Below are 26,108 nucleotides of genomic sequence, written 5' to 3' on the forward strand. Positions count from 1 at the left end.
CACCCCGCCGCTGGGCAGGCGATAGACGCGAGTAGGTCGACTGGGCGGTCTCGGCCGAGGAATCGAGCGGGTAAGCGTTGTGCATGAAGTCATCTTCCAATTGGTGCGGCGAGCGGGTGGCTCCAGGAAGGGGCTTGACGATATCGGTAGGGCTGGCACAACATTCGCGATCCGGCAGGCTATAAGCCATCGGGTCGACTGCCAGTTTCTCAGGATTCTTTCAGCTGAACCCGTATTGAACCCCTACGGGCCACTACCTGGGGTTCTGTGTGCAGTGGGCGCAAAAGAGCTACCCGAAATCCTGCATAACCGCAGGTAGGGCGGATGGCGTGTCGTTACTGTCTGTGTCCGGAGGGGGACCAGGACACTCGAAATGCGGTATTTATGCACACTTTTCGTGTACATGCCATCACCATACCCCTTTTTCGTGTCCCTTCTCTTCGTGGGTCTGCGGCGCTGTCGAAGTGCGTTCGCTACGGGCAAGTGGATGCGGTTGCCCGGTGACCGCGACCAACGCCTGCGCGCATTCGACCAGGGATGCTTTCGTGTAGATCGGTGTCGCAGTCGTGCCCGGGTCTCGGTGGGCCGCGTATCGGCGTGCAACCGCTTCCCCGAACTCTCGCTCGACGAAAGTCAAGGTGGTATGCCGAAGCCAGTGCACGGTCACACCTTTCGCGTCAGCCCAGGGCAGATACCGGTGGAACCGGCCGTGGAGGTTGTCGTAGCGTCGACCGGTGATCGGGTTCCCACTGCGGGTTCGCAGCACTCGGTGCTTGGCTTTCGCGGAACTTCCGCCCCGGTTCTCGACATGCTCGACGAGTCTGCGCATGAGCAGGGGAGTCACCGGATGCCACGCGTCCACGCCGCCTTTGTGATGCAGCAGGACGGTGCAATCGCCTGCGCTCAACTCGTCCAGACGCAGTTTGAGCGCGGCTTCACGGCGGCACGCCGTCTCGATGTGCAGGCGCACGATCAGAGCGTCCAACTCGACATCGTTGCCGGTTTCAGACGCAACGCGCCCCAGCTCGGAAACCTGCTCGGGAGTCAAAGCGTGACGGCTGCTTTCTAGCTTCCGCGGCATCGGGACCTTGGCCGCGGGGTTGTCCGCCGGAGCGATCAAGCTGTCCATCTCGGCGTAGCGGTACAAACATCGCACCGCGTGCAGGAAGTTCCTGGCCGCGCCCGTACCTCCCCGCCAATTCGACCTGACCACGGCGTTGGCCTTGTGCCGATTCATCAGATGAAGGATCTCGGTGGGCGTCGGCTCGCTCAACCGCCGATGCCCCCACTCGACCACGAGAATTCGCCAGTACGTTGTGTAGCTCTCCCGCTGCAACACCGCGGCAGCGCACGACACTCGAGGGACGAACTCACCGAATGTCGGCACCTCGACACCCGCCGCTGTGAGATTCTTTCCCACGACCGTCAAGCCCAGCCGCGAGATCGCCTGCAGCAGTTCGGCTACCTCGGCGTCTTTCATCGCCCTTGCTGCCACGGGTCCGGGAAGTATGCCCATAGCGCCGTCGTCAACATCCGGGGCGGGTACACCACGAGTACCTCATCGGCGAGGGAGACCGCTATCAACACCCGATCACCGGCATACAGCCGACACTTGTTGCGGATATCGGATGGAAGTATCAGAAACTTGTGTTGTTGGAGCGGCTGGCCATCCCGCGACCGCCGAACCTTTACCACGCCGCGCTCTACGTCCATTGAAAGCGGTTGCCCTGGAGCCCAACCCAGCACTTTTACTGCAGATCTGGCAGCGAGTCGGCCTCGGTTGTCGATGGTCGTGACCGAACAGTAGAGGGTTGGGATCGGTGCCTGGTCCAGGGCCGCCGGGAACGCGAAGTCCGCCAGCGCTTTCGACGGTGCCGGACGGGCAGCAACGGTTTGGTACAACCCTTCGAACAACCCGGTGATCGGCTCGCGTTGCAGACCGCTCGGGGACCAGCTTGGACCCGGCATGTCTTGCGGGCCATCGTTACTCGCAGATAGCCGCTCGGTCACTGATCGGCTCCAGCCATGACCGCGGTGATCACACCGCTGAAGATCGAGAGATTCAACCTTTGCCCCGGCTGCCAACCCACCCGCGGGAAGCTGTCAGGTCTCGGCACTCGTAGTCTGCCGTTTCTCACTGAATCCGAAGCACATCGTCCCGTAGTCGGCGGGGTTTGGCTGTCACGGAGCAGAGGACTTACCCGCAATCCGCACCTGGGTTGAATCTCTGGGAGGACGGCGGCGAAAAGCCAGAAGTCAAACATCGAAGACATGGGGCACTTCTTTCGCACCCTGTCCACTGATTCTCCCAACATCCATAAAAGCCGATCCTGGCCGTTTGCGCCACAACTGCGGGTGTGCGCGGTCCCTGCCAGCGTCGGTTGTGCGACACTGCCACCGACGGTCGGAGGTGCGCCCCCGGGATTGAGTTGCGGGATCGCGGCCAACCATGACCCGGTCGCGGTGGCGGTGCACGAGCTGAACTTCCCTGGCGCGGAGCATCTTCCGCCCGGTGATGTGGCGAGGATGGTGCTGGCGGATCTGCAGATCGTCGACCGCTGGGCCGACAACGCTCTCCAATGAATCGGTCTTCGACCGATGGGGGGCGAGTAAATCCGCCCGATCCGGCGCTAAGGAGTTGCCCGATGACCGGGAAACGAACCCGTGCGCGCTGGAACGCACCCGACCAACTCGCTTGCCCCGGGTGGGGCCCACCTTGCCCGATAACGGTAGTCATCAGGCAACAAAACCTCTCAAGAACTCGCAGCCCCGAATAAAGGCTCTGAAGACCAAAAAACGGTGCTGACCAGTGCTAAATAGCTGTGCTGCAATGGCTTTCGGTGAATCGAACGAAAGGGAGCGCAAAGGCATGTGGCGCGAGATCGGGAAGACGGTTCGCAAGGCGATCGAGGACGGGGACATGACCGTGCGGTTCCTGCTGTGCGTTGTAGTTCTCACCGCCGCGGCGGTGGTGCTGCTGCTGGTCGGCGCCGCGGCCGTATAGGCCTGGCGCTTTTGGGCGCGCGCTCGGGCAAGATGTTGTCGATGAACGAGGACGCCAAGGCCGAGATCGCAAGGTTCGCTGGGGATCTCGGCCTTCTTCGTGAGGCTGTCGGCACCCCCAGCTTCAAGCGCATGTACGAGGCGCTGCCGAAGGTTGGGCGTGCGCCGGCTAGCGAAGGGACGCTGCGCAACGCCGAAAAAAGCGGCGCCTTCCCGAAATTGGCGACCGTGGTGCAGTTCGTCGAGTCCTGTCGGCTGATAGCGCTAGCCGATCGTCTCGACGTCGATAAGTCTCGATTCCGCACCCAAATCTGGCAGGACAGCTGGTACACGGTCAACGCCGTGGTCAACGGTGCGCGCAAGGCGGAAGCCGCACTCAGCATCACGTTCGAGTCGACCGCGACCGCCGAGGTGGAACGAGCCGGTGTCGACCGGATCCCAGTACCTGGCCAGGTCGGCCGGTCGTTCGATCCGGACGCGCCGAACTGGTTGTGGGTGCCGAAGATGACGAACTCCTCCTACCTCTTGATCGGCTCCGGCGCGCCTTCGGAGTGGAAGTTGTCCGATCCCGGCATTCATGAATTCGCAGCCATGCAGGGGCAACTCGCTGCCGCCGCGCCCGGCTTGAAGGTGACCTCGCTGTACAACCCAGAGCGTTCGGTGTTCACCACCGCGGTGACAGCGGCCGCACGGGAAGACGTCGACCTGCTGATCGTGCACCTGCTCGTCTACAGCTACCTCGGCCCGGACCTTCGTCTCTACAGTCCCTGCGCCGATTCGGTCGTCGACGACCTATTGGGGTCGTACGCACCAGTGACGTCGATGATCGACGAGCTGCTCGGCACCGCGGTTGCGAAAGCGCTGGTGCTGATAATCGACACCAGCCTGGCCGGGTACGCCCTGAACCGTGCACGCGTCGCCACGCTGCCGACACCGTGTGCGATCGTGACGGCCAGCGGCGAGAACCAAGCCCTCGCGGGCCCGGACGGACTGACCAGCGCCCTCACGGAAGCCCTGAGGTCCGGCGTAGCCAACTGTGCTTTCCCGGTACTGCCTGTGTACGAGTTGACGATGGCCGCCAGAGAGGTACTCGTCGCCCGGCGCCGCGCAATCCTCAACGAAGACCCACGCCAGCATTCGATGCTGCCACCGCTGGACATCACCATCGCGACCAACCACGGCGGCGACCGGATCGCCTGGGCACGGAACCACGCTTTCCGAGCACACGGCAGTGAGTTATCAGGCGGATGTGCACCGCACCGTCGTGGCGGGTTAGGTTGGGGTGATGCTGCAGATGACATTCAAAGTCGGTGAGATGCTGGAGTTTTCGTGGCGGCAGGACAGGCCCGTAGTTGTCAACGAACGGATGTTCTCGGCAGCGGTTCTGGCGCGTGCTGCACTGATCGCCGTCGCGCACACGGGGCAGACGATCACGTACGGCGGATTGTCGAAGGCGATTGATGGTTTGTATCACTATCAACAACTCGGCCGACTGCTAGACGTTGTGTCCTACGACTGTTTTCGACGCGGCGAGAAGAGGTCACTGGCCGCACTCGTCGTCTTGTCGACGTCCACCGAGCCCAGCTACGGCTTCGTCCACGATGACAGCGTGCAGATGGCTGATTACCAGCGATTGGTTCAGCTCGACTGGCAATGACGAGCCGTACCAGATTGACCTGCAACAGTTTTCGACGCGATTGATCGGCACTCGAAGTGCCGAATGACCAGGTGTTTCGACGAGCCGGGGCTCAATGTCGGCAAAGCGATCGATTCTCAACACCTTCGCTCAGGACACCACTACGGCCTGACCTGCCCAGAGACCGATCCTTCCGGGACCCAGGTCCTGACAACTGTAGAAAGCGCAGATGAATATCGCGCCGTGTCAAGGTACGACTGGCGCACGTCGCCGAGCCGAGCTACCAGTCCTTGTACTGCGGACACAGATCGGATTGTGCAACGACGACCCAGTTGGCGGCAGAATCCATGGGCTTACCGTTCCGGTGCAGATGGAGCACGACATCGGCAGGGCTACTCCCTTCTCCTAGCTCCTGACATATGGCGTAGCCGAGGTTGATAGTGGAGTCCGCGACCCTCGGTGCCGCTACATTCGGCTTCTCACCGAGGGACACAAGATCCTGCAGGAACGAGTCCTCCGCAGGCGTGCGCGCGGACGCGACCCCGGCGAACACCCCGGCAGCGAGCATGGTCGAAGTGGCGGTGGCAGCGACAACAGCCAGCCGCCGGTGAATTTCCCTCATCAAAATCCCTCTCGAAAAAGCGTGCGTCTGGAGCGGCGCCGATGCTATGGCGACCCCTTCGAGGCGGGGCTTCAACTACGCTCAAAGTTCTGCGACGGCAACCCCTTTAGGGGCAGGGCTACAAACAGCGCGCGACACCGCCGTGGTGTGAGCAGGTGCCCCTGCGGTGTCGGTGACTCCCTACGACCGTTGAACTCTCAGCCGGAGGAAGCTCCAGCACACGAGCTGAAATTAGCCATAACCCATCCCGGTCGTCCACATTCCGTTGTCGATTAGGGGCCGTGCGTAACAAACAGACCGGTATCGGATCTACCACCCCGCCGGGGCGGCGCAGGCGGTCATCTACGCCGGATTGCGGGAACGAATTGGGCCGCAACGTGTCTCGTGAACGATCTGTATCGAGACAGCTCTGCTCTGGCGGATGTAGGGGCTTCGGCGAGCGGTACAAGGTGGCGGGATGCTGCTCCAGTCCCAGGCACCGTGGTGAGGGGCAGCCGTCGCGTCAGCCGCACCGCCAGTCGCCGGTGATATGAATCGTCGGAATCTCCTGAAACCTTGACCTACCGCTGCCGCTGTCGACCCAACATCAATGGTGCCTGACTGGCGATCGGCGTTCATCGACACCGAGTACTCCGTGCCGATCCCACCGTTTCCGTCATCGGGGAAACGGTGGTTATACGAGGAACTCGATGCCCACGGCAAACGCCGCTACACCGTCGCTCAGATCGCTGCTGAATTCGGAGTTACACGCCCCACCGTCCAAGCCATACCGTCGCAAGCGGTAGACGCGGCCATGGCGGCGTGCCGAGGACAGGCTCACCGTATCCAGACCATCAGCGCCGCGAGAAGGTCGGTCGCGCGAGAACTTCAGTGTGGTCGGGACTGACGACCCGTTTCCGGGCGGTAAGGGTTTGGGAGTGCTTCGGTGAGTTATCGGGCTGCTCGGTAGGCACCTGAGACAGGTATTGTGACGCTCGGCCGCCGACGGGCAGCTTGCTGCCAGTCCGATGCAACCTGGGGCACGCCGATGGCGGTGACGCGGCTGAGTGCCATCTTGTGTGGCACCCTGAAACAAGGGGTTGGCTACTCTGTGACGCGTGGTGTAGACCGGACGAACGCGAATATGTTGCTGTGTACTCGGGTGCGGCGGTTATTCCGTCGCTGGCGGATCTCGCGGCAGGTAGTCGGCACTGTGATCGCTCAGGTTCTTGAGGCAGGGGTTTGTGGTGGCGCCGGTAGTGTTGGTACACGGGATCGGTGCGCAGGTTTCGGGCGAGCAGGTGTTGATCCATCAGTGGCTGCCTGCGTTGAACAGCGGCCTGATACGTTGCGAGGCATCAGTGTTGGAGCCTGCCGAGGTGGTGGCAGGTTTCTACGGCGATCTGTTCCGTCCACGCGGGCAGTTCTTGTCGGGGGGTGAGCCGTTCTACAGTCCGGCTGACGTCCAGGCGGGGTGGGAGCAAGAGTTGTTGGTGGCGTGGTGGCGCGCCGCAGCCGAGACCGATCCGGTGGTGCGGCTGCCGGGGAATCAGAGTCTGGCCTCGACACCGGTGCCGGTGCAGATGATCCTGCATCAGCTGTCCCAGTCGCGGTTCTTCGCCGGGGCCGTACCGCGAGTGATGATCGGGAATCTCAAGCAGGTGCGCCGTTATCTGTTCGAGCCGGACCTGCGTGAGCAGATCCGGGACCGGGTGCGGGCGGTGATCGGGTCGGATACGCGGGTGGTGGTGGCGCATTCGTTGGGATCGGTGGTGGCCTATGAGGCGTTGTGTGCGATGCCGGGACATGGGGTGCGGGCGTTGGTGACGTTGGGTTCGCCGTTGGGGATTCCGAACCTGATCTTCGACCGCCTCCAGCCCGCAGCCGTCGATGGTGTCGGGACGTGGCCCGGCGCAGGTGAGTTGGTGTGGACGAATATCGCCGATCGTGGCGATGTGGTCGCCTTGGTGAAGAAGCTGGATCCGGTGTTCGGTCGAGAGTTTACCCATCGGGTGTGGGATGCGGTGGTGGACAACGGCGCCAAGGCGCACGATGCGAGCCCGTATCTGACCGACGGGCTGACCGGGCAAGCAATCACCGACGGCCTGCATGCCCACTGAAACGTTCTCGTTTGAGCAGCCGCGGAGGTTTCTGATCGCGACAGCGGTTGCTGAACTCACGCACGCACCGGCTTGGGATCGCCCCGGGCTGGTATCGGCGCACGCGCAATTGATTGAGTTGTTCACCGGCACTTTCGGTTACACACTCGTTCCGACTCTCGGGTTGAATCCAACTGCCGACCAGTTGAGAGACGCCTTGGCAGAGTTCTGTTCATCGGCGGACCGGCGACCCACCGATATTGTTGCGGTGTATTTCACCGGCCACGGTGAACGGCTGGAGCACATCGACGAGCACGCGCTCTACACCGCTGACACCGACCCGACCGATCCCCGTCTAGCTGTCACCACTGCATCGATAGCGCGCATCATCCTCTACCAGACCCCAGTGCGGCGATTGCTGTTGATGCTCGACACCTGCTTCTCCGGTAAGGGCGGGGCCGACTTCACCAGCGCCGCCTTGGACAAGTTCACCCACCACTGGGACGAGGTCACTGGCAACGAGATCGTGGTCATAACCTCCGCGCAACCGCGCCAGTTCGCCGAAGCTGGGCAGTTCCCGCATCTATTCGCCGACGCGGTCCAGTCGTTGTCGGCGGAGGGATACGAGGCATCGACATTCGCGGTGCAGGATTTGGTTGCGAAAATCAATGATCTCGCTCCGAAACCGGCGTGGCAGGTTGTCGAAGCCAATATCGTCCGGTCCGCAGGTCACGCGCTGGCGTTCTTGCCTAATCCTCATCGCGTCACCCAGCGCCGTTCTACGTCGCGTGTAGCGCCCGCAGATCTGGGCCGGGCGTCTCTCGCCGCCTTGCGCCCACCTCACGCTCCCGATGATGCTTATGCGCCTGCGGAATCTTCCGGCGGGGGAGGTTGGCTTGAGGCTGAATTCGCCGTTGGATATGAGAGCTACTGGACTGTACTGCGCGGTGTCCTACCAGTTCTGGACGGCACCTATTCAAAGCTGCAAGTAGCCACGCATCCAGAGGGATCGATCGAGTTTCGACTATACGGAAAGCCGGCAGGGCGAATTGTCGAGGCGCATCAATGCGTGCAGTCCCAGGGAATAACGTGGCCTCTTACAGAACCGCGGAATATCGGCCTTCTGGATGGGCTTCGAAATATGACCAGCCGGGGATGGCGCACCGTTTTCGTCTCTGAGCAGGTGCCAGTTCTGAAGAGTCTGGCGGACAAGGCCAAGCGGTTCAGTGCGGAGGGGTTGCGCCACGAACTCGACAAGCAAACGGAGGAGCCAGCATTCGACAAGCTGCGACTTGAATGGGGCATCGACGAGTGCACGCTGCACAAACGCCTCGCCCTGATGTCGTTCAACGTCGTCAGGCACGAAGCGCTGAAGCGATTCGCATTGGCTCGCTTGTCCTACGTGATGGACGGAGACCCAGCAGCTGCCGTGTCCGTGCTCTGGCAGAGTCTGAAGACGGCACCGGCCGAACTGGATTCAGTCGACCTGTGGAGTCTTCTGAAGGCTGCCGGGCATAGGCCACGGGAGGCGGATCGGATAGATCTCGCCGGACGGCTGTCCCGTCTTGCCGATTCCTACATTCATCATGCGGCCGCTATCTGTCGCCACCTCGAGCTGGATCGCGGACCCCCGCGTGCGCGGACTCCCCGCCGGCGCCACCCCCGGATGGGCATGGGGATCAGTGGTGGCGCGGGTCGTCGCCGACGGCGGCGACGAACAGCGTGTCCATGCTCTCAGTCTCGTGACCGCGGCGTACGGCATCCACGGCGAACCCTGTCATGCGGCGGGCGTGGAATCAGTAACTGCGCTGATGCGCGAAGAGCACATCGTCTTGTCGCTACTGCGACGGTATGCGGGTGGATATCTGCCCGAGACGTTCAGTCGTCGCGTGGATGGGCTCGATGCTGTGTTGGGGCAAGCCGCGAGCGAGCCTGCACCACTATTCTGGATCAACTCTTCATGGGAGCGGGACGAAGACTCCGTGCCTGCCGACCTCGACGACTCAGAGTGGCTTGCCGAGGTAGCGGCCTGGCCGGATTTCGATACAGACGAAGATCGAGCGTACGCGCTGAAGAAGGCGGCGCGTGCGGCTGCAGAACGTGATCCCGCCCGCTTCGCGCGCCTGTTGACCGACTTCCCGAACTCCGCGCCGGCAACTGGAGTAATCGCAGTCCTCGAAGGTATTTCAGCGGCACTGCAAGCTCGACCAGAATCCGAAGAGATCCGGCGCGGGACGATGGTCGCTCGAATCTACGACGCGATTCGCAACGCTTTCGGCAGGCCGCACGATCCGGATCTCGACATTGCGATAGCGAGGTGTATTCATCATCTCGCAGGACAACCCGACCTCCCTGAGGACATCGTCTTGCTACCCACCCAGATCTGCGATGTCGGCCGGAACCCCATCGGCGGCGAGGTCTGGCACGACCACCTTGTCGGTAGCGCCCATAGCCAGCCGCGAGGTGTCGCACTCAACACAGTCGCCGCGCTGCTAGCTCAACCAGCGACCCGCTCCGAGCGTCTGCCTCTCTTCAAGCCGCTTCTGGAACAGGTGACAACAGACCTATCCGAAGCCGTTCGCGTCCTCGTACCGCAAGCGCTGGTACTGACATGGTCGGAAGCTCCCGAGTTCGTGATCACCTTGGCCCGAGAATGGCTTGCCAGTGCGCCGCCCAGAGTTCTCGAAGCTCCTAGACTGCCGGAACTGATGTGGCTGATGAGAAACCGATCCCCGGCTTCGACGGCGGCCTTCCTTCGCGCGATGGCATCGTCGCCGAGCACACATGCTCGTACTGCCGCAGCTTGGATGGCCACGATGCTCGCTGTCGACAACGTCGAACTGCCGGGCTTCGATCGTCCCCTGCTCGAACTATTCCTGGCCGATACCGACGTCAGGGCGGCCGTCGCGGACTGCCTGACCCAATTGGTCAGCAGTCTCCCGCCGAGCGACCCCGGCGAACCGGAAGCATCTCCCACCTTGGGGCTGCTGCTCAGGCTAATGAACGACGAAGCCGGGGAAGTTCGAGAGCAGACAACTGCCGTGGTCCGATATATGGAAGGGCCTCTGTCTACCTACGCCGACCTACTCAAGGCAATTCGAGACACACGAATGTTCAGCGAGACACCGGCGTACGTACTCGACGGACTGCACCGCCGACTCGGAGAACTGCCTGACATTGTCGTCGCACTGTGCGAGGACTGGCTGCAACGATGGAGCGCCGAGTCGGGAGACATCAGCACACACGCCGCGGCCGAGGCCTACGAAGTCACCGACATCGTCCTCGCGACCTACCACGCGACATCATCCGAGGCGATGATCGATCGGTGCCTCGACATCCTCGACCGCCTCATCGAGAACGGTGCTGGCGGAGCCAACCTCAGAGCAGACGACGCAGCCTAGGTGTAGGAGGCGTAGGGCCGATAATGCCAATGGAACAGGGGGCCGCTCAGGTGCAGCGCTCACCGTGACTGTTTTCGTGAAACCGGGCCGCGCAGCTTCTCGCTAGTGCGTTGTGCCTGTCGGTGACCGGCGCGTTGCCACCAGGTGGTGGCCTCGGAGAGTTGTCCGCGGTAGCGCAGGCGGATCGCGAGGTTGTGCATCGCGTCGGTGTGGTCGGCTTCTGCGGCTCGCCGGTACCAGGTGAGGGCTTCGTCGAGGTGTCGGGATTTGTCGAGCATGATGGCGAGGTTGTACATGGCGTCGGTGTTGCCGGACTCCGCGGCTCGGCGCCACCAGAGTTCGGCGTCGCTGACCCGTTTTACCTGGTGTAGCAGGATTGCCAGGTTTCCCATGGCATCGACGTTGCCCCGCTCGGCGGCCTCGCGGTACCACTCGTGCGCTTCGCGGACTTTACCTTGCGTATCGAGCAGGGTGGCGAGGTTGTTCATCGCGCCGGTATGTCCTTGCGACGCGGCCAGCCGCCAAGAGTTCTCTGCCTGGATGAGGTCGCCTTCGTCGGCGAAGCGCCGACCGCTTTCGAAAAGCGTGTCGGCGTCGGTACTAGAGCTGGTGGGGTGGTTGATGATCGGCGCGGTCGAGGCGTCGCCACCAGATACCGGTCTGAGGGCGGGTGGGGTGAACAGACGCAGTTCACCGGCGATGTTGATGGTTCGTCGTTGGGGGCGGGGGTAGCCATCGCGGTGCAGGGTCTGGTCGACCTTCTGGTAGAGCTGATCGAGCGTGAGCCCAGTATTGGTGGCGGTGCTGAGCAGGGCTGCGGTGAAGGCGGTGTGGCGGTGGCCCTCGGGCGCGATCGAAGGTTCGTTTCTGGCCGAGGATGCGATGGTGTAGGTGCCCTGGATGTCGATTTGACCGTCGATGAGCGAAGAGGACGCACCCATGGCCTCGAACGCTCGTCCCGAGAAGCAGCAATCCAGGATCAGGATGCGTGCGCGGGCTGGACTCGCGATGAGTTCATCGCGCAGCGTCGCGAACGGCACTGAGCTCCACTCGGGGTGGTCTCGGCTGGTGCCGGATAGCGCCAAGTACAGTCGCCCACGCCGATCCACCACACCATGTCCGGCGAAATACACCAACAGCACGTCATCGGCTTCGCGCGCAGCGGAAGCGACCGCTTTGCCGACCTGCGCGTTGTGCTCAGGATCGGTCAGGACATCGCATTGGTGCTCGGCAAGCGCGCTGCCGGTGGGTGCGGTCAGCAGCCGGGCTAGGTCCGCGACGTTGTTGAGAGCAGCCGGAATGTCGGGGAATTCGGGATCGACGTACCGGCTGACCCCGATCAGGGCGGCACGCCAGCCGCTGCGACTCGGTGCCGGTGTCACTGTGGGTTGTGGGGCCGATCGAGCATGCTCTGCAATGCTTGAGTGATCTGCGGTGTCTTGATTCGCTTGGCGTCCAGGGTGATCTCGGTGTGATCGTCGATCTTGAGGGTGACGGCGATATCGGATCGGCGCACGGTGAACCACGCTGTCAGCGACCGGGCCAGGGCTGGGGCGATTCCGCCCGCGCCGACGGCGACGACAAGTACATCGTAGAGGTCACCCATCTGGCCCGGACGAATCCGATTCGGGGGCAAGCTCACTCGGCCCCTCAGCTCATCGTCGTCGTTGAGCCATTCGAGGAGCTGGAATAGGTCATCGGCGCTGCCGTGGGTGCGGATTGTCAACTGGCCCTTAGCTTCCGGCATGGCAACCATCCTGCCGCGCCCAGCCCCTCCAAGCACAGGAAACCGGTGAGATCGCATCGTTGCCTCACATGGATCTCAGACCGCATAACCGTGGGGACGGCGACAGGGCGGAGAACCGAGCTCCGATCGACATATCTGACTACTGGACGCTGGTGTCTCGAAGCATGGTGTTGCACAGGATCATTGCTGGCCGGTATTTCGAAGGCTGGTGCGGCTTTGACGGTATTCCACGGCTTCGGCGAGTTCGTTGAACTCGAGGAGCTGTCCTGTCAGTGCCTGTAGGTGCTCACGTACTTCTGCGGGAGTGGCGTAGAAGAATTCGCGGCGTTGGTTGACCTGGTTGACGCGTTTGTGTGCCAGGCGCCGGTGCAGCTCGGCTTCGATTCCGGCCGCGTCGTCGGCGTAGAAAAGGGCGTGGATGTCGTATCGGAACGGCACTGATGCGTTGCTCAGGTCACGGATGCGTTCTGACGGGTCGTGGCGGCGGGTCATACCGATCTGGACTACCCCCTCGCCGAACGCGCCGATGTTGGAGATAACGTAGACGTGGCCGATGCGAATGTCGTTCTCCTGGTTGGTGATCGTGGTGAGCGCAAGCTCCCGTGCCTCCAACCGTGCGCGCAGGTCTTCGGCGTCCGCGGTGTCGTTTTTGCCTGCGGCCACGAGCGCGGCAAGGGCATCGCGGTCCTGCTGTTGCAGTTGTTCGAGTTTCGCTCGCTCGCGGGCCAGTTCCTCGTGCGCTTTGCGCTCCTCACGCAGGCGGTCGCGTTCGTCGCGCTCGCGCTGTTTCTGACAGGCGATCTTCTCGAGGTGATCGGCTGTCCACTCCAGCTCGCGTCGGCGGAGCTGGTGATAGTGCGGGGCGACGCGCAGCTGCATCGTCTTGCCCAGCCGTTCGATGGTGATAGCGATCTTGTCGAGGCGTTCGAGCGCCGACGCTAGCTTGTACGGCTTGAGGCTTCGGACGAGGTTGTCGGCCTCCGCGTTGTAGGCGCGCAGCATCAGCATCGAGTATTCGCGGATCATCTTGCGGCCCTCGGTGACCGACCCGTTGACGGACCAGGTAGTCGATGCCTCGATCGCGCCGCCGTCGCGGCGCGCCAGTTCCTTGATTTCGCCTTGTAGATGTTTGAGGTCGTCGCGGTAAGCGACCGCGTCCGACAAGGGATGACGGTATTCGTAGATGCCGATCTCTTGAAGCACTTGCTCTTCTCGAGTGCTGATTACTTGCGTTCGCAGGCTGTCCAGCAGCGTCTGCTGGTCGGTGATCTGCGCTGCGAGCTGGTCGCGCAGGCGTTGTAGTTCGGCGACTTCCAATCCTCCGAAGCTCGCCAAATGCGCTCGGAGTCTTTGATTTTCAGTGAGGGCGTCGGCCAGCTCCTGTGATTGTCGTTTCGCATAGGCGCGGGTGCCGAACAGTGGAACCTTCGGGGCCTGCGCGACGCCCTGCTGGGTATGTCCGGTGACATCGATGGCAGAGGCAGGTTTGCGGTCGCCGGTCCAGTCCGTGCCGTTCCAATACCTCAGAAAACCCTGGTCCTCAGGGTCGGGATACCAGTTCGGTGGTGTGGTAGTCATGATCCCCCTTGTCGCAGTTGCTGTTTCGAGGATGCCAGCACGCACCAACGTTTGGAGATCCAACGCACGATTGGGTCCGGGCTGGCCGGTCTCGAACCGGGACGCTCCGAAGGGTGTGGGTGCAGTGATAAGTCAGTGACATCCTGCGCTGCGGCGGGCATCTGGTTACAGACTCGGGCAGTAGACGCCGATGGTCGACACCACCGTTCAACGTTGTCGATTATTACGGAAAGTGCTCCGTCGGCGATTCCGAGCCAGAGGTAGTCTCGGGCGCGGGTGACGGCGACTAGTTGTCGGCGGGCGGCGAGTTCGTCGGTGTCCTGTTGTGACGCGGTCCGGCGGCGGGGCCGTTCGCCGGGCAGTACCGGGCGGAAGACCGCTGGAAATTCCAGCCCTTTGGCGCGTTGGACGGTGCCGACCTTCAGTACGTCAACATAGGTGCCGTCGTAGTCTTCGAGCAGCTGGATCGGGATGCTGGCCGCTTTCAGTACCCGCAGGAAGCGATTGGCCTCGGTGTTGGTGCGGGTGATCACGGCGAGGTGGCCGTTGGGTGCGTCGAGTGCGTGGATCGCCGTGATGAGTGCGGTATCGAGCTGGTCGTCGGGTCCCGCCCATTCGTCGACGTGCCCGCCATCGAGGACGCCGCGCGCGTCGCGCAGCGTCACGCCGGGCGCCGTCAAGGTCGTCGACGGTGTTGCGGGCGGCGATGCCCTTGGCGTAAGCGAGAATTGCGGCCCGGTTGCGATAGTTGACGGCCAGGGCTTCGCTGCGGTTGCGAACGTCGAACCCGACGTGCGACAGCCGCCAGCCACCGGGATCTACCTGCTGTTGACCGTCACCGACGAACAGCAGGGAATTGGGGGTGTCGGCGGCAATCTCCCCGACCAGTCGCAAGCTCATCAACGTTACGTCTTGCACTCATCGACGACCAGCATCGAATACGGCGGGTCGAGCGGTCGCGCGCGGAGCTCCGCCAACGCTGCGGTGATCAGGGTGTTGGCGTCGAAGACTTCGCGCTCGCAGCGGATTCGCTCGTACGCGGTGCGGACCAGCGCTTTATCACCTGCAGGCACAATGTGGAGGTTGATGGGCTATCGGGAGGTCGGCCCGCCCGCGAGCGTGCCAGCAGCGCGGCGAACCCCAGAGCCGATTTGGGTTCGTATGCCACGCGCCAGAGTTCACCGTGCAGGGCCTGATTCGATTCGGGTTCGCAATGCCGAATGGTCAATTCCTTTGCGTTACAGAGGTATTGACGCATTCAATGCGTCCGGAGGGCACTCGGCGCCCACGTACTTCGGCGGCGGAAGGTCCTGGCCCTGGCCTGAATACGGTTCGTTCGGCGCGGTTCACCATCTTGGATGCCACCAAAATGCCAAGGGACTTCGTTGATTTCGACGGTCAACTGCCGGTCGTGATCGACCAACGTTTTCGCCAGCTCGGCGACCGAGAACGGGCCGAGTGGGCTGCGACTTTGCCGTAGGTGCTGACGCGTTCGGGTTTGCTCGGTGGTGCCTAGGAGGATGCGAACTCGAGTAGATGCCACCCTGGTCGCGTGCGCGGCTGAAGCCTCCGCACACCGACGTTTGCGCGGCCGGTCGAGGTCGCGGTCGCGTTCGTGCAGGCCGATAAGACGTGGATGCCTCAGTCCTCGCGTTCTGAGTGTTCGGATACAGTTCCCACTGCGGCGTAAATGAGGCGCTGACGAGTCTCGCCCTGAATCCTTGTGACGCTGATCGTATTTGCAGCGTCGGAATTTCGGTATCGCCGGAGCAATATCCGGATCAACCATTGTTCCTATTGAGAGCGGCGGCCGACTATGCCGTTCGAGACAAGTGGGTGCGTGCGACAGCCTGCGAGGCCGCCGAGGAGATTTGGCGGAGGGTGATCTCGAGGCGGCGTGTATCCAGTCGTTCGTGCTGCCCGGCGATCGAGAGGGCGGCAATGGCTCGGCCACGGTGGTCGAATATCGGTGCTGCGATGCAGGACAGGCCGATTCGGCTTTCCTGGTTGTCGTGGGCAACCCCGTGGCGTCGGATAGTTATCAGTTCGTCGGTGAGGCGAACGGCGTCGGTGACGGTGTGTGGGGTGAGGGTCGCCAGCGGGGAGCTCAAAGCTTGAGCGGCGATGTGGGAATGGTAGGCCAGCAGCACTTTGCCGACCGCTGTGGCGTGCGCGGGTAGCCGACCGCCGATACGTGAGGGAGCTTGCACTGTGCGATGGCCGTAGAGTTTGGCGAGGTACACGACATCGGTTCCGTATAGCGCTGCCAGGTGCACGGTGTGGTGCGTGATTTCGTACAGCTCGGTGAGGTGCGGCATCATCAGGTCACGGAGGTGTTCGTGCTCAGGGGAGTACACGGCCTGGCCGAGTTTATGCAGCCTGGCCCCGAGTCGGTAACCGGTGCCGACACGTTCCACGACTCCATTGCGCTCGAGCATCCCCAGTACGCGAAACGCAGTGGATTTGCTCAGTTGTGCGCGGCGTGCAAGCTCGCTGACGCCCACACCGGTGCTGGCCTTATCGCCGAAGGCGACCAGCAGACTGATGGCCTTGTCGACGGCGGCACGGTCGTCGCGAAGCGGTTCGGCGATGGGCGTGGTCATCGTGGCTACCCCTTGGTCAGAGCTGTGGTGTCAACTTGCGTATACCGGATCGGCACTTCTACTTGACAATGATGCAAACCCGACCCCGGTTCGTCAAGAATGACAATGCGTCTATTAAAAGTGACGGAATGACCAGGCGAGATTCTTTTTCGGGCCGACCACAGTGACACCGTGGGTCGGCCAGCTGCCCGGGTGCGGTTGGGCACTCGCCGCGATCGGTCGGCGGACGAGGTCGGCGGACGAGAGCAAGGACGGTCAATGTTAGGGGCCGACAGTCGGCCGTCTTCGGCCGCCCAGATGGCGGTGGGCGCAGCAGGGGCTCCCCAATAGCACCTGTGCCTGTCACTGCCGCAGCTGTCGCGGCCCTGGCCCGTGTCCGGCCTGCATTCGAATACCGTCAGGCGCGGGACCAACGCGCTGCCGGATCCTCGAGGGGGCACTCTGGGAGGGAAGCATGCACATGCTCGTCGACCGGCGCTCCGCGACCGAGGTTTCACGCCATTGCCGTCCAGCCACCTTGACTCTGGGGCGTGCACCGACTGCGAGGATGGAAGCTTCTTACCGCTTTCAGCCGACCACCGCCTTCCGCGCCACGGTCTTCAGGCGACGGTTGGCATTGCGGAAGCACCCGCGCCGCTCCGAACGCTTGGGCACTGGGCGCCGGACCGGTCGCAACATACATAACCTGAGCGGCTTTAACCAGCCTGGCAGCTGTTCAGCCTCGGTGAAGCAATGCGGCCGCAAGTTCTGTCAATGTGACGAGTTCTGCGGCTTTTCCGGTACGGAGCTGCCGCTGAGTCTCCTCGTGCTCGGCAATCGGCCGCTCGCAGTCATCGTCATAGGTGCCCCGCTCGGGCCGACCAGACATCGGAGACTCAACCGCCGTTGCTTGTCCGCGCCATGCGATCAGCTTTCGTCAGGGCGTCCATCCTGACGTCTCGACAAACGAAAGTGCCGCATGGCGCCGGCAGTCACGTCTTGTCCGAATTCGGCTAGGTACCGGGCACCCGGTCGAGGTCCATGTCGACTGCCGTTACCCAGTTGGGCTCGGCCACGAACAGTGAGACCTCAGCGTCGGGGAGGTCGACGTCCACGACATATCGAAAGCCAGCCGCCTCGGCTGTGGCGGGTGCGTTTATATCGCCCACGACGGTCGCGAACACTATCTTGCGGCACTGTGGATCCGCCTTTTCGAGGGCGGACACCAGACTGGCGAGAAGTTCGACAAGCAGTGCCTGCGGTATGCGGCCGGTGATGCGGGCCTCGATGTCGTGGGTGCTGACCGGGTAGGCCTCGCGCAGGCGGCCGCTGGCGCAGCGCTCCAGTTCGACCGTGACGCTGCAGTCGGCGGGGCGTCGAACATCGAGGAGAACGGTTGTGTGCTTGCGCATTCGGATCGTTGTGATCCAGGGGTGGGGGAGTTCGGGAACGGGAATCGGCTCGATGGACATGGTCAACGGTCCTCGTGCAGTAAGCCGCGGATGGCGATCTTGTCGAGTTTGCCGGACGCGTTGCGCGGTACCGATTTCACGAGCTTCAGCTCCCGGGGCAGCTTGTAGCGCGCCAGTGTGGCCGACGCATGCGCGCGGATCTCCTCGATGCTCGGTTGAGTGCCCTCGGCGCAGGCGACGACGGCGACGACGGTTTCGCCCCATTTATCATCGGGCGCGCCGACGACCGCTACATCGACCAGGCCGGGTAGGTCGGCAAGGGCGCGTTCGACTTCCGCGGGGTAGATGTTCTCGCCGCCGCTGATGATCATGTCTTTCAGTCTGTCGACGATGAACAGGTACCCGTCGTTGTCGAGGTAGCCGATATCGCCGGAGTGGAACCAGCCGTTCTCGTCGAAAGCGGCGGCGGTGGCGGCATCGTTGTTCCAGTATCCCGGTGTCACGTTCGGGCCCCGCACAACGACTTCGCCGCTCACGCCGCACTCCACGGGCGTATTGGTGGCGGGGTCGACGACACGAACCTCTGTGTACGGCATGGGAATTCCGGCAGATCCTATTTTTGTCAGGGTGTGCTCGGCTGGCAGATGTGTTGCGAATGGAGCGGTTTCGGTAAGGCCCCATGCCTGCTGCAATGTGATGCGATGCGCGGCATACGACTCGATCAGCGACGGCGGTACCGGCGCACCGGCCACAACGATGCTTCGCAACCAGGGCAGCTCGGTTCGGAATAGGCCAGGAACCCGGGCCAACGCGGTGAGCATGGCAGGCACGGCGAAGAACGAGTTCACCTGGTAGTCGATGAGGTCCCGCAGGGCGGCATTCGGTTCGAAGCTACGGTGGATCACCGCGGTTCCGCCGCGGAGGATGGTGCGCAGGGCTAGGGCGTTGAGACCGCCGATGTGGAACAGCGGGGCGACGGCGAGAGTGACGTCACCGCGTCGGGTATCGAGTCGCGCATCGACGTTCACGCCATTCCACCAGATATTGCCGTGGGTGAGTACTACACCCTTCGGCAAGCCGGTGGTGCCTGATGTGAACATGAGTATCGCCGGGTCATCGAACCCTCGCCGTACCGGTGGGGCGGCTGGTTCCACAGCGGTGCACAGCGGGCTCGATAGTTCCCAGGGGTCGGTTGCGTCCGTAGAAATGGGCGCTTCGGGATCATCGTCCACCAGCAGGAAATGCCGGAGCGAGGTTTGTACGCGAACCCTGTCGAGCGTTTCGCGATGACCGTCTTCGCAGATGATCGCCGTTGCTCCACTGCTGTGCAGGACTGCCTGCAATTCCGGTCCCGTGAGCCGGAAATTGACCGGCACGAAGATCGCACCGAGCCGGAATGTCGCGAACATGGTGGTGAGGAAGGACGGGCTGTTGAGTCCGAGGTAGGCCACTCGGTCTCCGTCGGTGATACCGCGCGTGGCGAGTACGGCGGCGAGTCTTGCGGCGCGTTCTTCCAATTGCGCGTAAGTCAGATCGCCGCCGTCATACCGGATCACGACGCCGTCGGGTTGGTAGGCGGCGTTTCCGCGGATTGCCGTCGCGGGATTGATATCCACCGTGGTACCGGAATTCACCGACGGTGTCGTGATCATGAATGCTCCTCGTGCTCGTCGTCGAGCGGGTTAGAGATGGTCGCCGCCGGCGGCGGTGGCGAAGCCTCGCACTCCGATGCCACCGTCGACCGAGATCGCCTGTCCGGTAACGGGGCCGCTCTGCTCCCGAGAGGCGAGTAGCACATATGAGCCGGTGAAGTCGCGGGGATCGGTGCTGGAATCGTGCAACGGAATCGGCGGCGGGGGAGCGTCCGATGTCTTCTTCGCGAAAGAGCTGGCGAGTGAACGCTCGTGCAGGGAAAGCGATTCCGGCCCGCGCAGGTCGGTGTTCATCCCTCCGCACGCGACGCCGTTCACCCGCACCTTCGGGGCGAGTTCGTAGGCGAGTTCGCGCATCAGGCCGAGGCAAGCGTGTTTGCTCGCGGTGTAGACCGGGCCGCCTCCGTTGACGAAGAAGGAGGCATTGGACAGCGTCATGACGATGCTGCCGCGGGTTTTCACCAGTTCGCGCCAAGCAGCTTCCGCCGCAAGGAAATAGCCCTTCACATTGATCGAGAACAGTTCGTCGAACGTGTCGGACAGTTCCTTGGCGCTCAAGCGCGTGAGCTGGCGCTGGTAATCCCAGATACCGGCATTGGCGACGAGGGTGTCGAGTTTGCCGAAGCGCTCAACGGTTTCGGCGACGGCAGCGTGCAGTTGATCGGAATTCCGGACGTCGGCCTCGACGGCATGGATGCGCGACGGGTCGGGTGACTGCTCGACGACTTCTTCCAGGCGGTCGTTATGGCGTCCGAGTATCGTGACGGATGCGCCTTCGGCGATGAAGCGTTCGGCGACGGCCCGTCCGATGCCGGTGCCGCCTCCGGTTACCAAGGCGACGTAACCGTCGAGCCAGCCACTCATGCCAGCTCCGCCAGGAAATCGCCGACCAGACGCTCGAATTCGCGTGCCCGCTCCAATTGCACCCAGTGACCGCACTTTCCGAAGATGTGCATCTGCACATCGCGGATCTGCTTGAGCATGAGCTGTGCGCCGTCGAGGGTGATAGTGCGGTCGTCACGTCCCCACAGCAGCAGCGTGGGCGCCTTGATCTTGTGCAGGTCCCGCCACAGCGGGTCCATTCCGTGGCGCTTGGCGAACGCCGCGTTGTAGTGGTGGTAGAACTCGACGTGGCTTTCGTCGAGTGATGCCTCGTAGCGTGCCTTGACGACGTCTTCGCCGAACTGCTTGTGGTCGAAGACCATGGTGCGGATGAAGTCGGCCATCTTCTTTTGACTCGGGCCGCCGCCGTTGTAGTAGCGGAACATCTCCTTCTGACCCTCGGTCGGCGTGGGCCCGAACGGTAGCCAGCCGCCGCCAGGAGCCATCAGGACGAGTCCGGAGATTCGCTCGGGCCGCGCCTGGGCCATGGCGATCGCCGCCGCACCGCCGAGGCTGTTGCCGAGCAGATGAAAGCGTTCGATGTCGAGTGCATCCAAGGCCGGAAACAGTGCGTCGACAGTGATCTCGGTAATGGATCGCGCGTCGAGATCGGATTCGCTTGGCCGGTAGCTGTCGCCGAACCCCGGCTGGTCGGGCAGGACGACTCGGAAGCGTCGAGTCAGCGCGGCCAGGTTCTGGTGGTAGTTGCTGACTCCGGATGCGCCGGGGCCGCCGCCGTGCAACATGACGAGTACGGGACCCGAGCCTGCTTCGGCGACCGCGATCGTGCCGAGGCTGGTCGCAACGGTGTGGTGGGTCAGTTCGATGTCGCGCTGCCGGAGTGCGAGGTCGAGTTCGGAAATGGACACGGTTGATTCCCCTCGATGTCAGAAGAAGGTCGAGATGTTCTTCGCCTGCAGGATGTTCTGGTCCAGCAGGATCGTGCGGCGGGCCACACGCAGTCCGGCGGCGGTTCGTCGCAGCAGGTCGGTGCGTTGCCCGGCGAAGACGTTCTCTTCGCGTTCGAGCCGGTTGCGGTATACGAGGAAGGCCGAACGGACCAGGAGGTCGTCGGAGGTGAATTCGGGGCTTTCCTCCGGATCCACGTGGTGGACGACCACATTGGTGACGAGATGCCGCGTGCGTGAGGGCGGGTCCTCTGCCCAGGCCATGCCGGAATCGAAGCGGCGGATGCGCCACGCGAGACTTTCCTTCGTCTCGTCGTAGTAGCCGGCCTCGCCGCGCGCGGCGATCGAGAGGGCCTGTTGGCGTCGCAACCTGTTGGTGCGCGTTGGCATCCAATAGTCCAGGTCGTCGTCGAGCAGCTCCAGCCAGTCGGTGAACCGGCCCTCGTCGAGCAAATCGGCTTCGAGGTAGTAGAACTGTTCTACTTCGAAGTGGGTCTCGCGGTCGGCTCGTCGGCCGGCGGCGGACTGCGCTGTCGTGGTGCTCACGGTGTCATTCCATCCCTTCTGCAGGAGCTCGCCGAAGCGGTTGTGCCGCAGAGCGGCACATCAGCCGCGCAGCAGTTTGCGGAGGTCGGTTGCGGTGTCGGCGAGCCGGTCGGAGTCCACGGCGATGCCTCGGTCGATCATTCGACGTGCGGCACGCACGGCGGTTGGTGCGTCGACGGCGACTGCGCCGACCACAAGACCACCAGCCAGACCGAATGCGGAGAACGACGAGTCGCCGAGTGCGCCGCGCAGCACGATGTGCTCGGCGGTGGACATTTCACCGACCGCCTCCACATGCCGGTGGTGGCGGTCGGTCCAGAACCAGGGTGCGGTGTCGGCCGGAGGGGCGATACCGAGGATGGTCGCGGCGGCGCGCTGCCCGTCGTGTTGGGCAGCCTCCCAATGCTCGGTGCGTGGCAGCAACGCTCCGTTGTGGCTGACGCGCGCTGGATCTCCGACAGCGAGAATCGCCGGGTTGGAGGTGGACTGAGTCCGGTCCACAACGATGCCACGGTCCACTTCGAGTCCGGCCGCCTCCGCGAGCGAGGTTTCCGGAACCATGCCGACACCGAGGATGACGACGTCGAAAAGCAAGGGCACGTCGTGCCCGGTCAGCCGAGCCTCGATGCCGGATCCGGTGTCGCGCAGTGTTTCTATGCTCGCACGCATGCTGCGGATGCCGCGCTCGCCGTGCAGGCGGTGGAGCCAGGTGGCGATCTCCGGGCCTATCGCCTGTGCCAGGGGCGGATCGGCGGGGTCTACGAGTACCACTTCACACCCGAGATCGACTGCGGTAGAGGCGACTTCGGCTCCAATGAGCCCTGCTCCCACCACCAGTGCTCGAGCTCCGGCCCGGAGCGTATCGCGCAGTCGATCGGCATCTTCGGCGCTACGCAGAACGTGAACACGTACATTTTCGCTACCCGGAATGGGCGGGCGGGCTGCGCGACCACCGGTCGCGAGGACGACGCGGTCTGCCGAAACCGTTGTGCCGTCGGTCAATTCGACTGCACCAAAGTCGGGGCGCAGCGCGGTTACCCGGCTTTTGGTCAGGAGTCGTATTTTCTGATCGTCATACCACTGCGGCGGTTGCAGGGCGATCTCGGAGAGCTGTTTGGTGCCCGCGAGATAGTCCTTCGACAGCGGTGGCCGGTCGTAAGGGAACTCGCCGGCATCCACGAGGGTGAGGTCACCGACGAAACCGGCCGAGCGCAGCGCCGCGGCGGTGCTCACGCCGGCGATCCCACCACCGACCACGACAACGCCGCCGGTCATGGCGCCTCGTTCGGGAACAGCCAGACGTCGCCGTCACGAACCTCGACTCGATGCGGGCACGCGTTCACCGTCGCCGGAAGGCCCTGCACCTCACCGCTTTTCAGGCAGAATTTGCTCGAATGCATCGGGCACTCGACATATCCGCCCTCCACCCACCCCTCGGCGAGGGAAGCGGTCTCATGTGTACAGGTGTCGTCGAGCGCGTAGACGCTGCCGTCATCGTCGCGCAGCAAGGCGATATCGTCGCCCGTGCCTGTGACGGATTTGTTGATCGCGATTCCCTCGCCGACGGGGATGTCGTCGAGAGCCGCGACACGAATTCCCTTGCCGGTCATCGCTTCTCCTTCTCGTGCCAGGCGGGGGTGTTCATCAGGTCACGCCAGTGGCCGTAGAAGGCGCGCCCGGCGGCGTCGCTGTAGAGTTCGCTGGTCTTGCCCGGAAAGCGACCGTCTTCCTGCTCGGAGCCAATGCCCATCTGGTAGTTGAGCGGCACTCGGTTGGTGATGAAACCGTTCGAGATGGCCTGCACCTCGCTCCAGTTCTCACCGTCGTCCTGCTCGAAGATGCCGCTGGGGCCGAAGGTGCGCAGGTTGTAGAGCCGTTGAGCCTCACGGACTTCCGGGGGCATCGACTTGTCGACGACGGTCCACGACCACACTTCCATGCGATCGGGGCCCTTCGGATGCCAGACCCGGATGGTGCCGATCACCGGCAGGTAGGAGAAATTGGGGAAGACCGTGGCATGGCCGTCGGTGAGTGGGCCCTCGACGCGGGCATCACCGAGTCGCTCACGCAGGGCGTCGTAATCGGTCCAGTCGTGCACCTGCTGTGCGTTGAACCTGTTGCGCGGGTGTACGGGAAACCCTGCGCCATGGCCGTTGGGATCGACGTACTGTCGCCCGGTGCGGTGGACGATCTCGGTCTTGGGTTTCTTTTCCGGCGAGAGCACCATGAGTGCCGACGCGTGGCTCATATTGACGTGGTACCAATCGGTGGCGAACTGCTCGGCCGCCAATTTCCAATTGCCCTCGAGTACCCACTTGTGCACTCCGCCCACGACCGTGGTGCCCGCGTCGTCATGGTCGAGCATGGCGTCCATGTACCAGGCCATATCGCCGAGGTATTCGCGCAATGAGGCGGGTTGCGGATTCCAGGTGCCGAAGATCAGACCGTGATACGACTCCACGTGCGGCACCTCGACCAGTCCCCAATCCCCGGTGTCGAAGGATTGCGGGTAGCCGTCCTGGTTCGGGATGGAGACGAGCTTGCCGTCCAGGTCATAGGCCCAACCGTGATATGTACAGGTGAAGTTGCGAGTCGCGCCGAAATCGGCGCGGCAGACGCGGGCGCCGCGGTGGCGGCAGGAGTTGAGATAGGCACGGATCCGGCGGTTCTTGTCCATGGTGACGATGACCGGGTCTTCGCCCATGTAGGTGGTGAAGAAGTCGCCCGGCTTCTGGAACTGGTCGGTGTGTGCCAGGAACAGCCAGCTGGGGGCGAAGACCCGGCGGAGTTCCTGCTTGTAGAGCTGGTGGTCGGTGAAGATGGCCCGGTCCAGCAGGCCGCCCTCGGAATCGACCAGCCCTGAGACGTCGATATTGCGAGCCAGCTCGGCCGGGCGTCGCAGCGCACCGCAGGGGGTGGCGGTGGCACTCTCGCAACCGGTTGCGGGGTCGAGGGTGGAGGTCATGTCATCAGGAAAGCGGTCGCTGCGCCCCGAACACCAATGCCTGTTCCGTAGGACGGCACACGAGCTATGGCCGGGCAGCTCCGGCGGGTGATCGTTGAGCCCATGCTTGCAGCACAGGCCATCTCCCAGAGCGCAGAGGACCCGTTGTCGGGTCTGGTGGTGCGTGATATTCCGGCTCCGTCGCCCAAACCGGGCTGGACGCTTGTGCGTGTCATGGCGACCTCGCTGAACATGCACGACCTGTGGACGTTGCGCGGTGTCGGCCATCCGCCGGAGCGGCTGCCGATTGTGCTGGGTTGTGACGCCGCCGGGTATGACGCGGACGGCAACGAGGTGATCGTCCACCCGGTGATCGCCGACCCGGACGCGGGTGGGGGAGACGAGACCTTGGATCCGAATCGGGCATTGATGTCCGAGCACTTCGATGGCACGTTTGCCGAGTATCTGTCGGTGCCGACTCGCAATGTGGTTCCCAAGCCCTCCTGGCTGTCGTTCGATGAGGCCGCGTGTCTGCCCGTCGCCTGGACGACCGCGTATCGAATGTTGTTCACCAAGGCCGGAATTCGGCCGGGTGATCGGGTCTTGGTGCAAGGCGCCGGTGGCGGGGTCGCCTCGGCGGCGATCAAACTCGCTGCCGCCGCAGGCGCTGTCGTCTACGCAACCAGCCGCAGCGTGGAAAAACGCGCGGAGGCGCTTGCCTGGGGCGCCGACATCGCGCTGCCCACGGGTAACCGGCTTCCGGAGAAGGTGGACGTTGTGATCGAGACAGTGGGGGCGGCAACATGGGAGCACTCACTGAAATCGTTGCGCCCCGGGGGAGCGATCGTCGTCGCGGGCGCGACAACGGGCGCGCAACCGCCCGCAGACCTGACTCGCATTTTCTACCTGCAACAGCGCATCCTCGGCTCTACGGGCAACACGCGCAGTGAACTCGTCGCGATGCTGCGGATGATGGAGTCCACAGGTGTGCGGCCGGTGATCGATAGAACGTTGCCGCTCAGCGATATTCACAAAGGCTTCCAACTCATGATCGACGGCGCACTGACAGGCAAGGTCGTCATTCACCCGCCCGCCGCGACGCGCTGAAATCACCCGC

General features: G+C 63.3%; 23 protein-coding genes and 1 pseudogene. 8 read left to right on the forward strand and 16 right to left on the reverse strand.

Annotated elements, in window-relative coordinates:
* Positions 1-409: 409 nt before the first annotated feature.
* Entirely contained in the window at positions 410-1,480 is a 1,071-nt protein-coding gene (locus ACQPYR_RS21445) for a tyrosine-type recombinase/integrase (protein WP_433634843.1), read from the reverse strand.
* Positions 1,481-2,424: 944 nt separating this feature from the next.
* On the opposite strand from ACQPYR_RS21445, the gene ACQPYR_RS21450 reads away from it, so the two are divergent.
* The 4 genes from ACQPYR_RS21450 (at position 2,425) to ACQPYR_RS21465 (ending at position 4,660) form a co-directional block, all read left to right on the forward strand.
* Positions 2,425-2,583: a hypothetical protein gene (locus ACQPYR_RS21450; protein ID WP_433634844.1), complete on the forward strand. Its 159-nt coding sequence runs from the start codon at positions 2,425-2,427 to the stop codon at positions 2,581-2,583.
* A 247-nt stretch (positions 2,584-2,830) separates the two neighbouring features.
* Positions 2,831-3,004 carry a hypothetical protein gene (locus tag ACQPYR_RS21455; RefSeq protein WP_433634845.1) on the forward strand — a complete coding sequence of 58 codons (174 nt, stop codon included), beginning with the start codon at positions 2,831-2,833 and terminating at the stop codon, positions 3,002-3,004.
* Positions 3,005-3,045: 41 nt separating this feature from the next.
* On the forward strand, positions 3,046-4,317 hold the full coding sequence (locus tag ACQPYR_RS21460) for a hypothetical protein (protein WP_433634846.1): 1,272 nt from the start codon (positions 3,046-3,048) through the stop codon (positions 4,315-4,317).
* Positions 4,289-4,660 (forward strand): hypothetical protein, encoded by a 372-nt coding sequence (locus ACQPYR_RS21465; RefSeq protein WP_433634847.1) that lies wholly within the window; start codon positions 4,289-4,291, stop codon positions 4,658-4,660. The genes ACQPYR_RS21460 and ACQPYR_RS21465 overlap by 29 nt, the downstream gene beginning before the upstream one ends.
* A gap of 259 nt (positions 4,661-4,919) precedes the next feature.
* Here the strand turns inward: ACQPYR_RS21465 and ACQPYR_RS21470 are convergent, their stop codons facing one another.
* On the reverse strand, positions 4,920-5,261 hold the full coding sequence (locus ACQPYR_RS21470) for a DUF732 domain-containing protein (protein ID WP_433634848.1): 342 nt from the start codon (positions 5,259-5,261) through the stop codon (positions 4,920-4,922).
* A gap of 1,226 nt (positions 5,262-6,487) precedes the next feature.
* On the opposite strand from ACQPYR_RS21470, the gene ACQPYR_RS21475 reads away from it, so the two are divergent.
* The 3 genes and pseudogenes from ACQPYR_RS21475 (at position 6,488) to ACQPYR_RS21485 (ending at position 10,740) form a co-directional block, all read left to right on the forward strand.
* On the forward strand, positions 6,488-7,360 hold the full coding sequence (locus ACQPYR_RS21475; RefSeq protein WP_433634849.1) for a hypothetical protein: 873 nt from the start codon (positions 6,488-6,490) through the stop codon (positions 7,358-7,360).
* Positions 7,350-7,850 (forward strand): annotated as a pseudogene (locus tag ACQPYR_RS21480) (caspase family protein); the annotation flags it as partial. The gene ACQPYR_RS21475 and the pseudogene ACQPYR_RS21480, both read left to right, overlap by 11 nt.
* A gap of 1,174 nt (positions 7,851-9,024) precedes the next feature.
* The gene (locus ACQPYR_RS21485; protein WP_433635453.1) at positions 9,025-10,740 is read left to right on the forward strand and encodes a hypothetical protein; all 1,716 of its coding nucleotides are present in this window, start codon (positions 9,025-9,027) and stop codon (positions 10,738-10,740) included.
* 59 nt (positions 10,741-10,799) lie between these two features.
* On the opposite strand, the gene ACQPYR_RS21490 is transcribed toward ACQPYR_RS21485, so the two are convergent.
* The 14 genes from ACQPYR_RS21490 to ACQPYR_RS21555 all read right to left on the reverse strand — a co-directional run bounded on the left by ACQPYR_RS21490 (position 10,800) and on the right by ACQPYR_RS21555 (position 25,012).
* On the reverse strand, positions 10,800-12,122 hold the full coding sequence (locus tag ACQPYR_RS21490; RefSeq protein WP_433634850.1) for a caspase, EACC1-associated type: 1,323 nt from the start codon (positions 12,120-12,122) through the stop codon (positions 10,800-10,802).
* The gene (locus ACQPYR_RS21495) at positions 12,119-12,487 is read right to left on the reverse strand and encodes an effector-associated constant component EACC1 (RefSeq protein ID WP_433634851.1); all 369 of its coding nucleotides are present in this window, start codon (positions 12,485-12,487) and stop codon (positions 12,119-12,121) included. The genes ACQPYR_RS21490 and ACQPYR_RS21495 overlap by 4 nt, the downstream gene beginning before the upstream one ends.
* Positions 12,488-12,667: 180 nt before the next feature.
* Complete coding sequence (locus ACQPYR_RS21500) at positions 12,668-14,128, reverse strand: DUF4041 domain-containing protein (protein WP_433634852.1); 1,461 nt, start codon at positions 14,126-14,128, stop codon at positions 12,668-12,670.
* Positions 14,062-14,745 carry a hypothetical protein gene (locus tag ACQPYR_RS21505; RefSeq protein WP_433634853.1) on the reverse strand — a complete coding sequence of 228 codons (684 nt, stop codon included), beginning with the start codon at positions 14,743-14,745 and terminating at the stop codon, positions 14,062-14,064. Before ACQPYR_RS21505 ends, ACQPYR_RS21500 begins: the two co-directional genes overlap by 67 nt.
* Positions 14,746-14,970: 225 nt before the next feature.
* Positions 14,971-15,138 carry a hypothetical protein gene (locus ACQPYR_RS21510; protein WP_433634854.1) on the reverse strand — a complete coding sequence of 56 codons (168 nt, stop codon included), beginning with the start codon at positions 15,136-15,138 and terminating at the stop codon, positions 14,971-14,973.
* 741 nt (positions 15,139-15,879) lie between these two features.
* The gene (locus tag ACQPYR_RS21515) at positions 15,880-16,668 is read right to left on the reverse strand and encodes an IclR family transcriptional regulator (protein WP_433634855.1); all 789 of its coding nucleotides are present in this window, start codon (positions 16,666-16,668) and stop codon (positions 15,880-15,882) included.
* 992 nt (positions 16,669-17,660) lie between these two features.
* Positions 17,661-18,119, reverse strand: coding sequence for a hypothetical protein (locus ACQPYR_RS21520; RefSeq protein ID WP_433634856.1), 459 nt, complete (start codon positions 18,117-18,119; stop codon positions 17,661-17,663).
* A gap of 2 nt (positions 18,120-18,121) precedes the next feature.
* On the reverse strand, positions 18,122-19,711 hold the full coding sequence (locus ACQPYR_RS21525) for an acyl-CoA synthetase (protein WP_433634857.1): 1,590 nt from the start codon (positions 19,709-19,711) through the stop codon (positions 18,122-18,124).
* A 30-nt stretch (positions 19,712-19,741) separates the two neighbouring features.
* Complete coding sequence (gene hcaB, locus ACQPYR_RS21530) at positions 19,742-20,575, reverse strand: 3-(cis-5,6-dihydroxycyclohexa-1,3-dien-1-yl)propanoate dehydrogenase (protein ID WP_433634858.1); 834 nt, start codon at positions 20,573-20,575, stop codon at positions 19,742-19,744.
* Positions 20,572-21,420 carry an alpha/beta fold hydrolase gene (locus ACQPYR_RS21535; RefSeq protein WP_433635205.1) on the reverse strand — a complete coding sequence of 283 codons (849 nt, stop codon included), beginning with the start codon at positions 21,418-21,420 and terminating at the stop codon, positions 20,572-20,574. Before ACQPYR_RS21535 ends, hcaB begins: the two co-directional genes overlap by 4 nt.
* Positions 21,421-21,480: 60 nt before the next feature.
* Complete coding sequence (locus ACQPYR_RS21540) at positions 21,481-22,047, reverse strand: 3-phenylpropionate/cinnamic acid dioxygenase subunit beta (RefSeq protein ID WP_433634859.1); 567 nt, start codon at positions 22,045-22,047, stop codon at positions 21,481-21,483.
* A 60-nt stretch (positions 22,048-22,107) separates the two neighbouring features.
* Positions 22,108-23,322 (reverse strand): NAD(P)/FAD-dependent oxidoreductase, encoded by a 1,215-nt coding sequence (locus ACQPYR_RS21545; RefSeq protein ID WP_433634860.1) that lies wholly within the window; start codon positions 23,320-23,322, stop codon positions 22,108-22,110.
* On the reverse strand, positions 23,319-23,657 hold the full coding sequence (locus ACQPYR_RS21550) for a non-heme iron oxygenase ferredoxin subunit (RefSeq protein ID WP_433634861.1): 339 nt from the start codon (positions 23,655-23,657) through the stop codon (positions 23,319-23,321). Before ACQPYR_RS21550 ends, ACQPYR_RS21545 begins: the two co-directional genes overlap by 4 nt.
* Positions 23,654-25,012, reverse strand: coding sequence for an aromatic ring-hydroxylating dioxygenase subunit alpha (locus tag ACQPYR_RS21555; protein ID WP_433634862.1), 1,359 nt, complete (start codon positions 25,010-25,012; stop codon positions 23,654-23,656). The genes ACQPYR_RS21550 and ACQPYR_RS21555 overlap by 4 nt, the downstream gene beginning before the upstream one ends.
* Positions 25,013-25,114: 102 nt before the next feature.
* On the opposite strand from ACQPYR_RS21555, the gene ACQPYR_RS21560 reads away from it, so the two are divergent.
* Complete coding sequence (locus ACQPYR_RS21560; protein WP_433634863.1) at positions 25,115-26,098, forward strand: zinc-binding dehydrogenase; 984 nt, start codon at positions 25,115-25,117, stop codon at positions 26,096-26,098.
* Positions 26,099-26,108: the final 10 nt, after the last annotated feature.

This window comes from Nocardia sp. CA-120079, assembly GCF_050955745.1.
Taxonomy (GTDB): Bacteria; Actinomycetota; Actinomycetes; order Mycobacteriales; family Mycobacteriaceae; genus Nocardia.

What these genes read in the sequence shown, in the direction of transcription:
- ACQPYR_RS21525 (WP_433634857.1), bottom strand. Translation starts at nt 19,711, where the DNA reads ATGATCACGACACCGTCGGTGAATTCCGGTACCACGGTGGATATCAAT.
- ACQPYR_RS21520 (WP_433634856.1), bottom strand. Translation starts at nt 18,119, where the DNA reads ATGTCCATCGAGCCGATTCCCGTTCCCGAACTCCCCCACCCCTGGATC.
- ACQPYR_RS21465 (WP_433634847.1), top strand. Translation starts at nt 4,289, where the DNA reads ATGCTGCAGATGACATTCAAAGTCGGTGAGATGCTGGAGTTTTCGTGG.
- hcaB (WP_433634858.1), bottom strand. Translation starts at nt 20,575, where the DNA reads ATGAGTGGCTGGCTCGACGGTTACGTCGCCTTGGTAACCGGAGGCGGC.
- ACQPYR_RS21545 (WP_433634860.1), bottom strand. Translation starts at nt 23,322, where the DNA reads ATGACCGGCGGCGTTGTCGTGGTCGGTGGTGGGATCGCCGGCGTGAGC.
- ACQPYR_RS21470 (WP_433634848.1), bottom strand. Translation starts at nt 5,261, where the DNA reads ATGAGGGAAATTCACCGGCGGCTGGCTGTTGTCGCTGCCACCGCCACT.
- ACQPYR_RS21515 (WP_433634855.1), bottom strand. Translation starts at nt 16,668, where the DNA reads ATGACCACGCCCATCGCCGAACCGCTTCGCGACGACCGTGCCGCCGTC.
- ACQPYR_RS21555 (WP_433634862.1), bottom strand. Translation starts at nt 25,012, where the DNA reads ATGACCTCCACCCTCGACCCCGCAACCGGTTGCGAGAGTGCCACCGCC.
- ACQPYR_RS21495 (WP_433634851.1), bottom strand. Translation starts at nt 12,487, where the DNA reads ATGCCGGAAGCTAAGGGCCAGTTGACAATCCGCACCCACGGCAGCGCC.
- ACQPYR_RS21445 (WP_433634843.1), bottom strand. Translation starts at nt 1,480, where the DNA reads ATGAAAGACGCCGAGGTAGCCGAACTGCTGCAGGCGATCTCGCGGCTG.
- ACQPYR_RS21455 (WP_433634845.1), top strand. Translation starts at nt 2,831, where the DNA reads ATGGCTTTCGGTGAATCGAACGAAAGGGAGCGCAAAGGCATGTGGCGC.
- ACQPYR_RS21460 (WP_433634846.1), top strand. Translation starts at nt 3,046, where the DNA reads ATGAACGAGGACGCCAAGGCCGAGATCGCAAGGTTCGCTGGGGATCTC.
- ACQPYR_RS21560 (WP_433634863.1), top strand. Translation starts at nt 25,115, where the DNA reads ATGCTTGCAGCACAGGCCATCTCCCAGAGCGCAGAGGACCCGTTGTCG.
- ACQPYR_RS21550 (WP_433634861.1), bottom strand. Translation starts at nt 23,657, where the DNA reads ATGACCGGCAAGGGAATTCGTGTCGCGGCTCTCGACGACATCCCCGTC.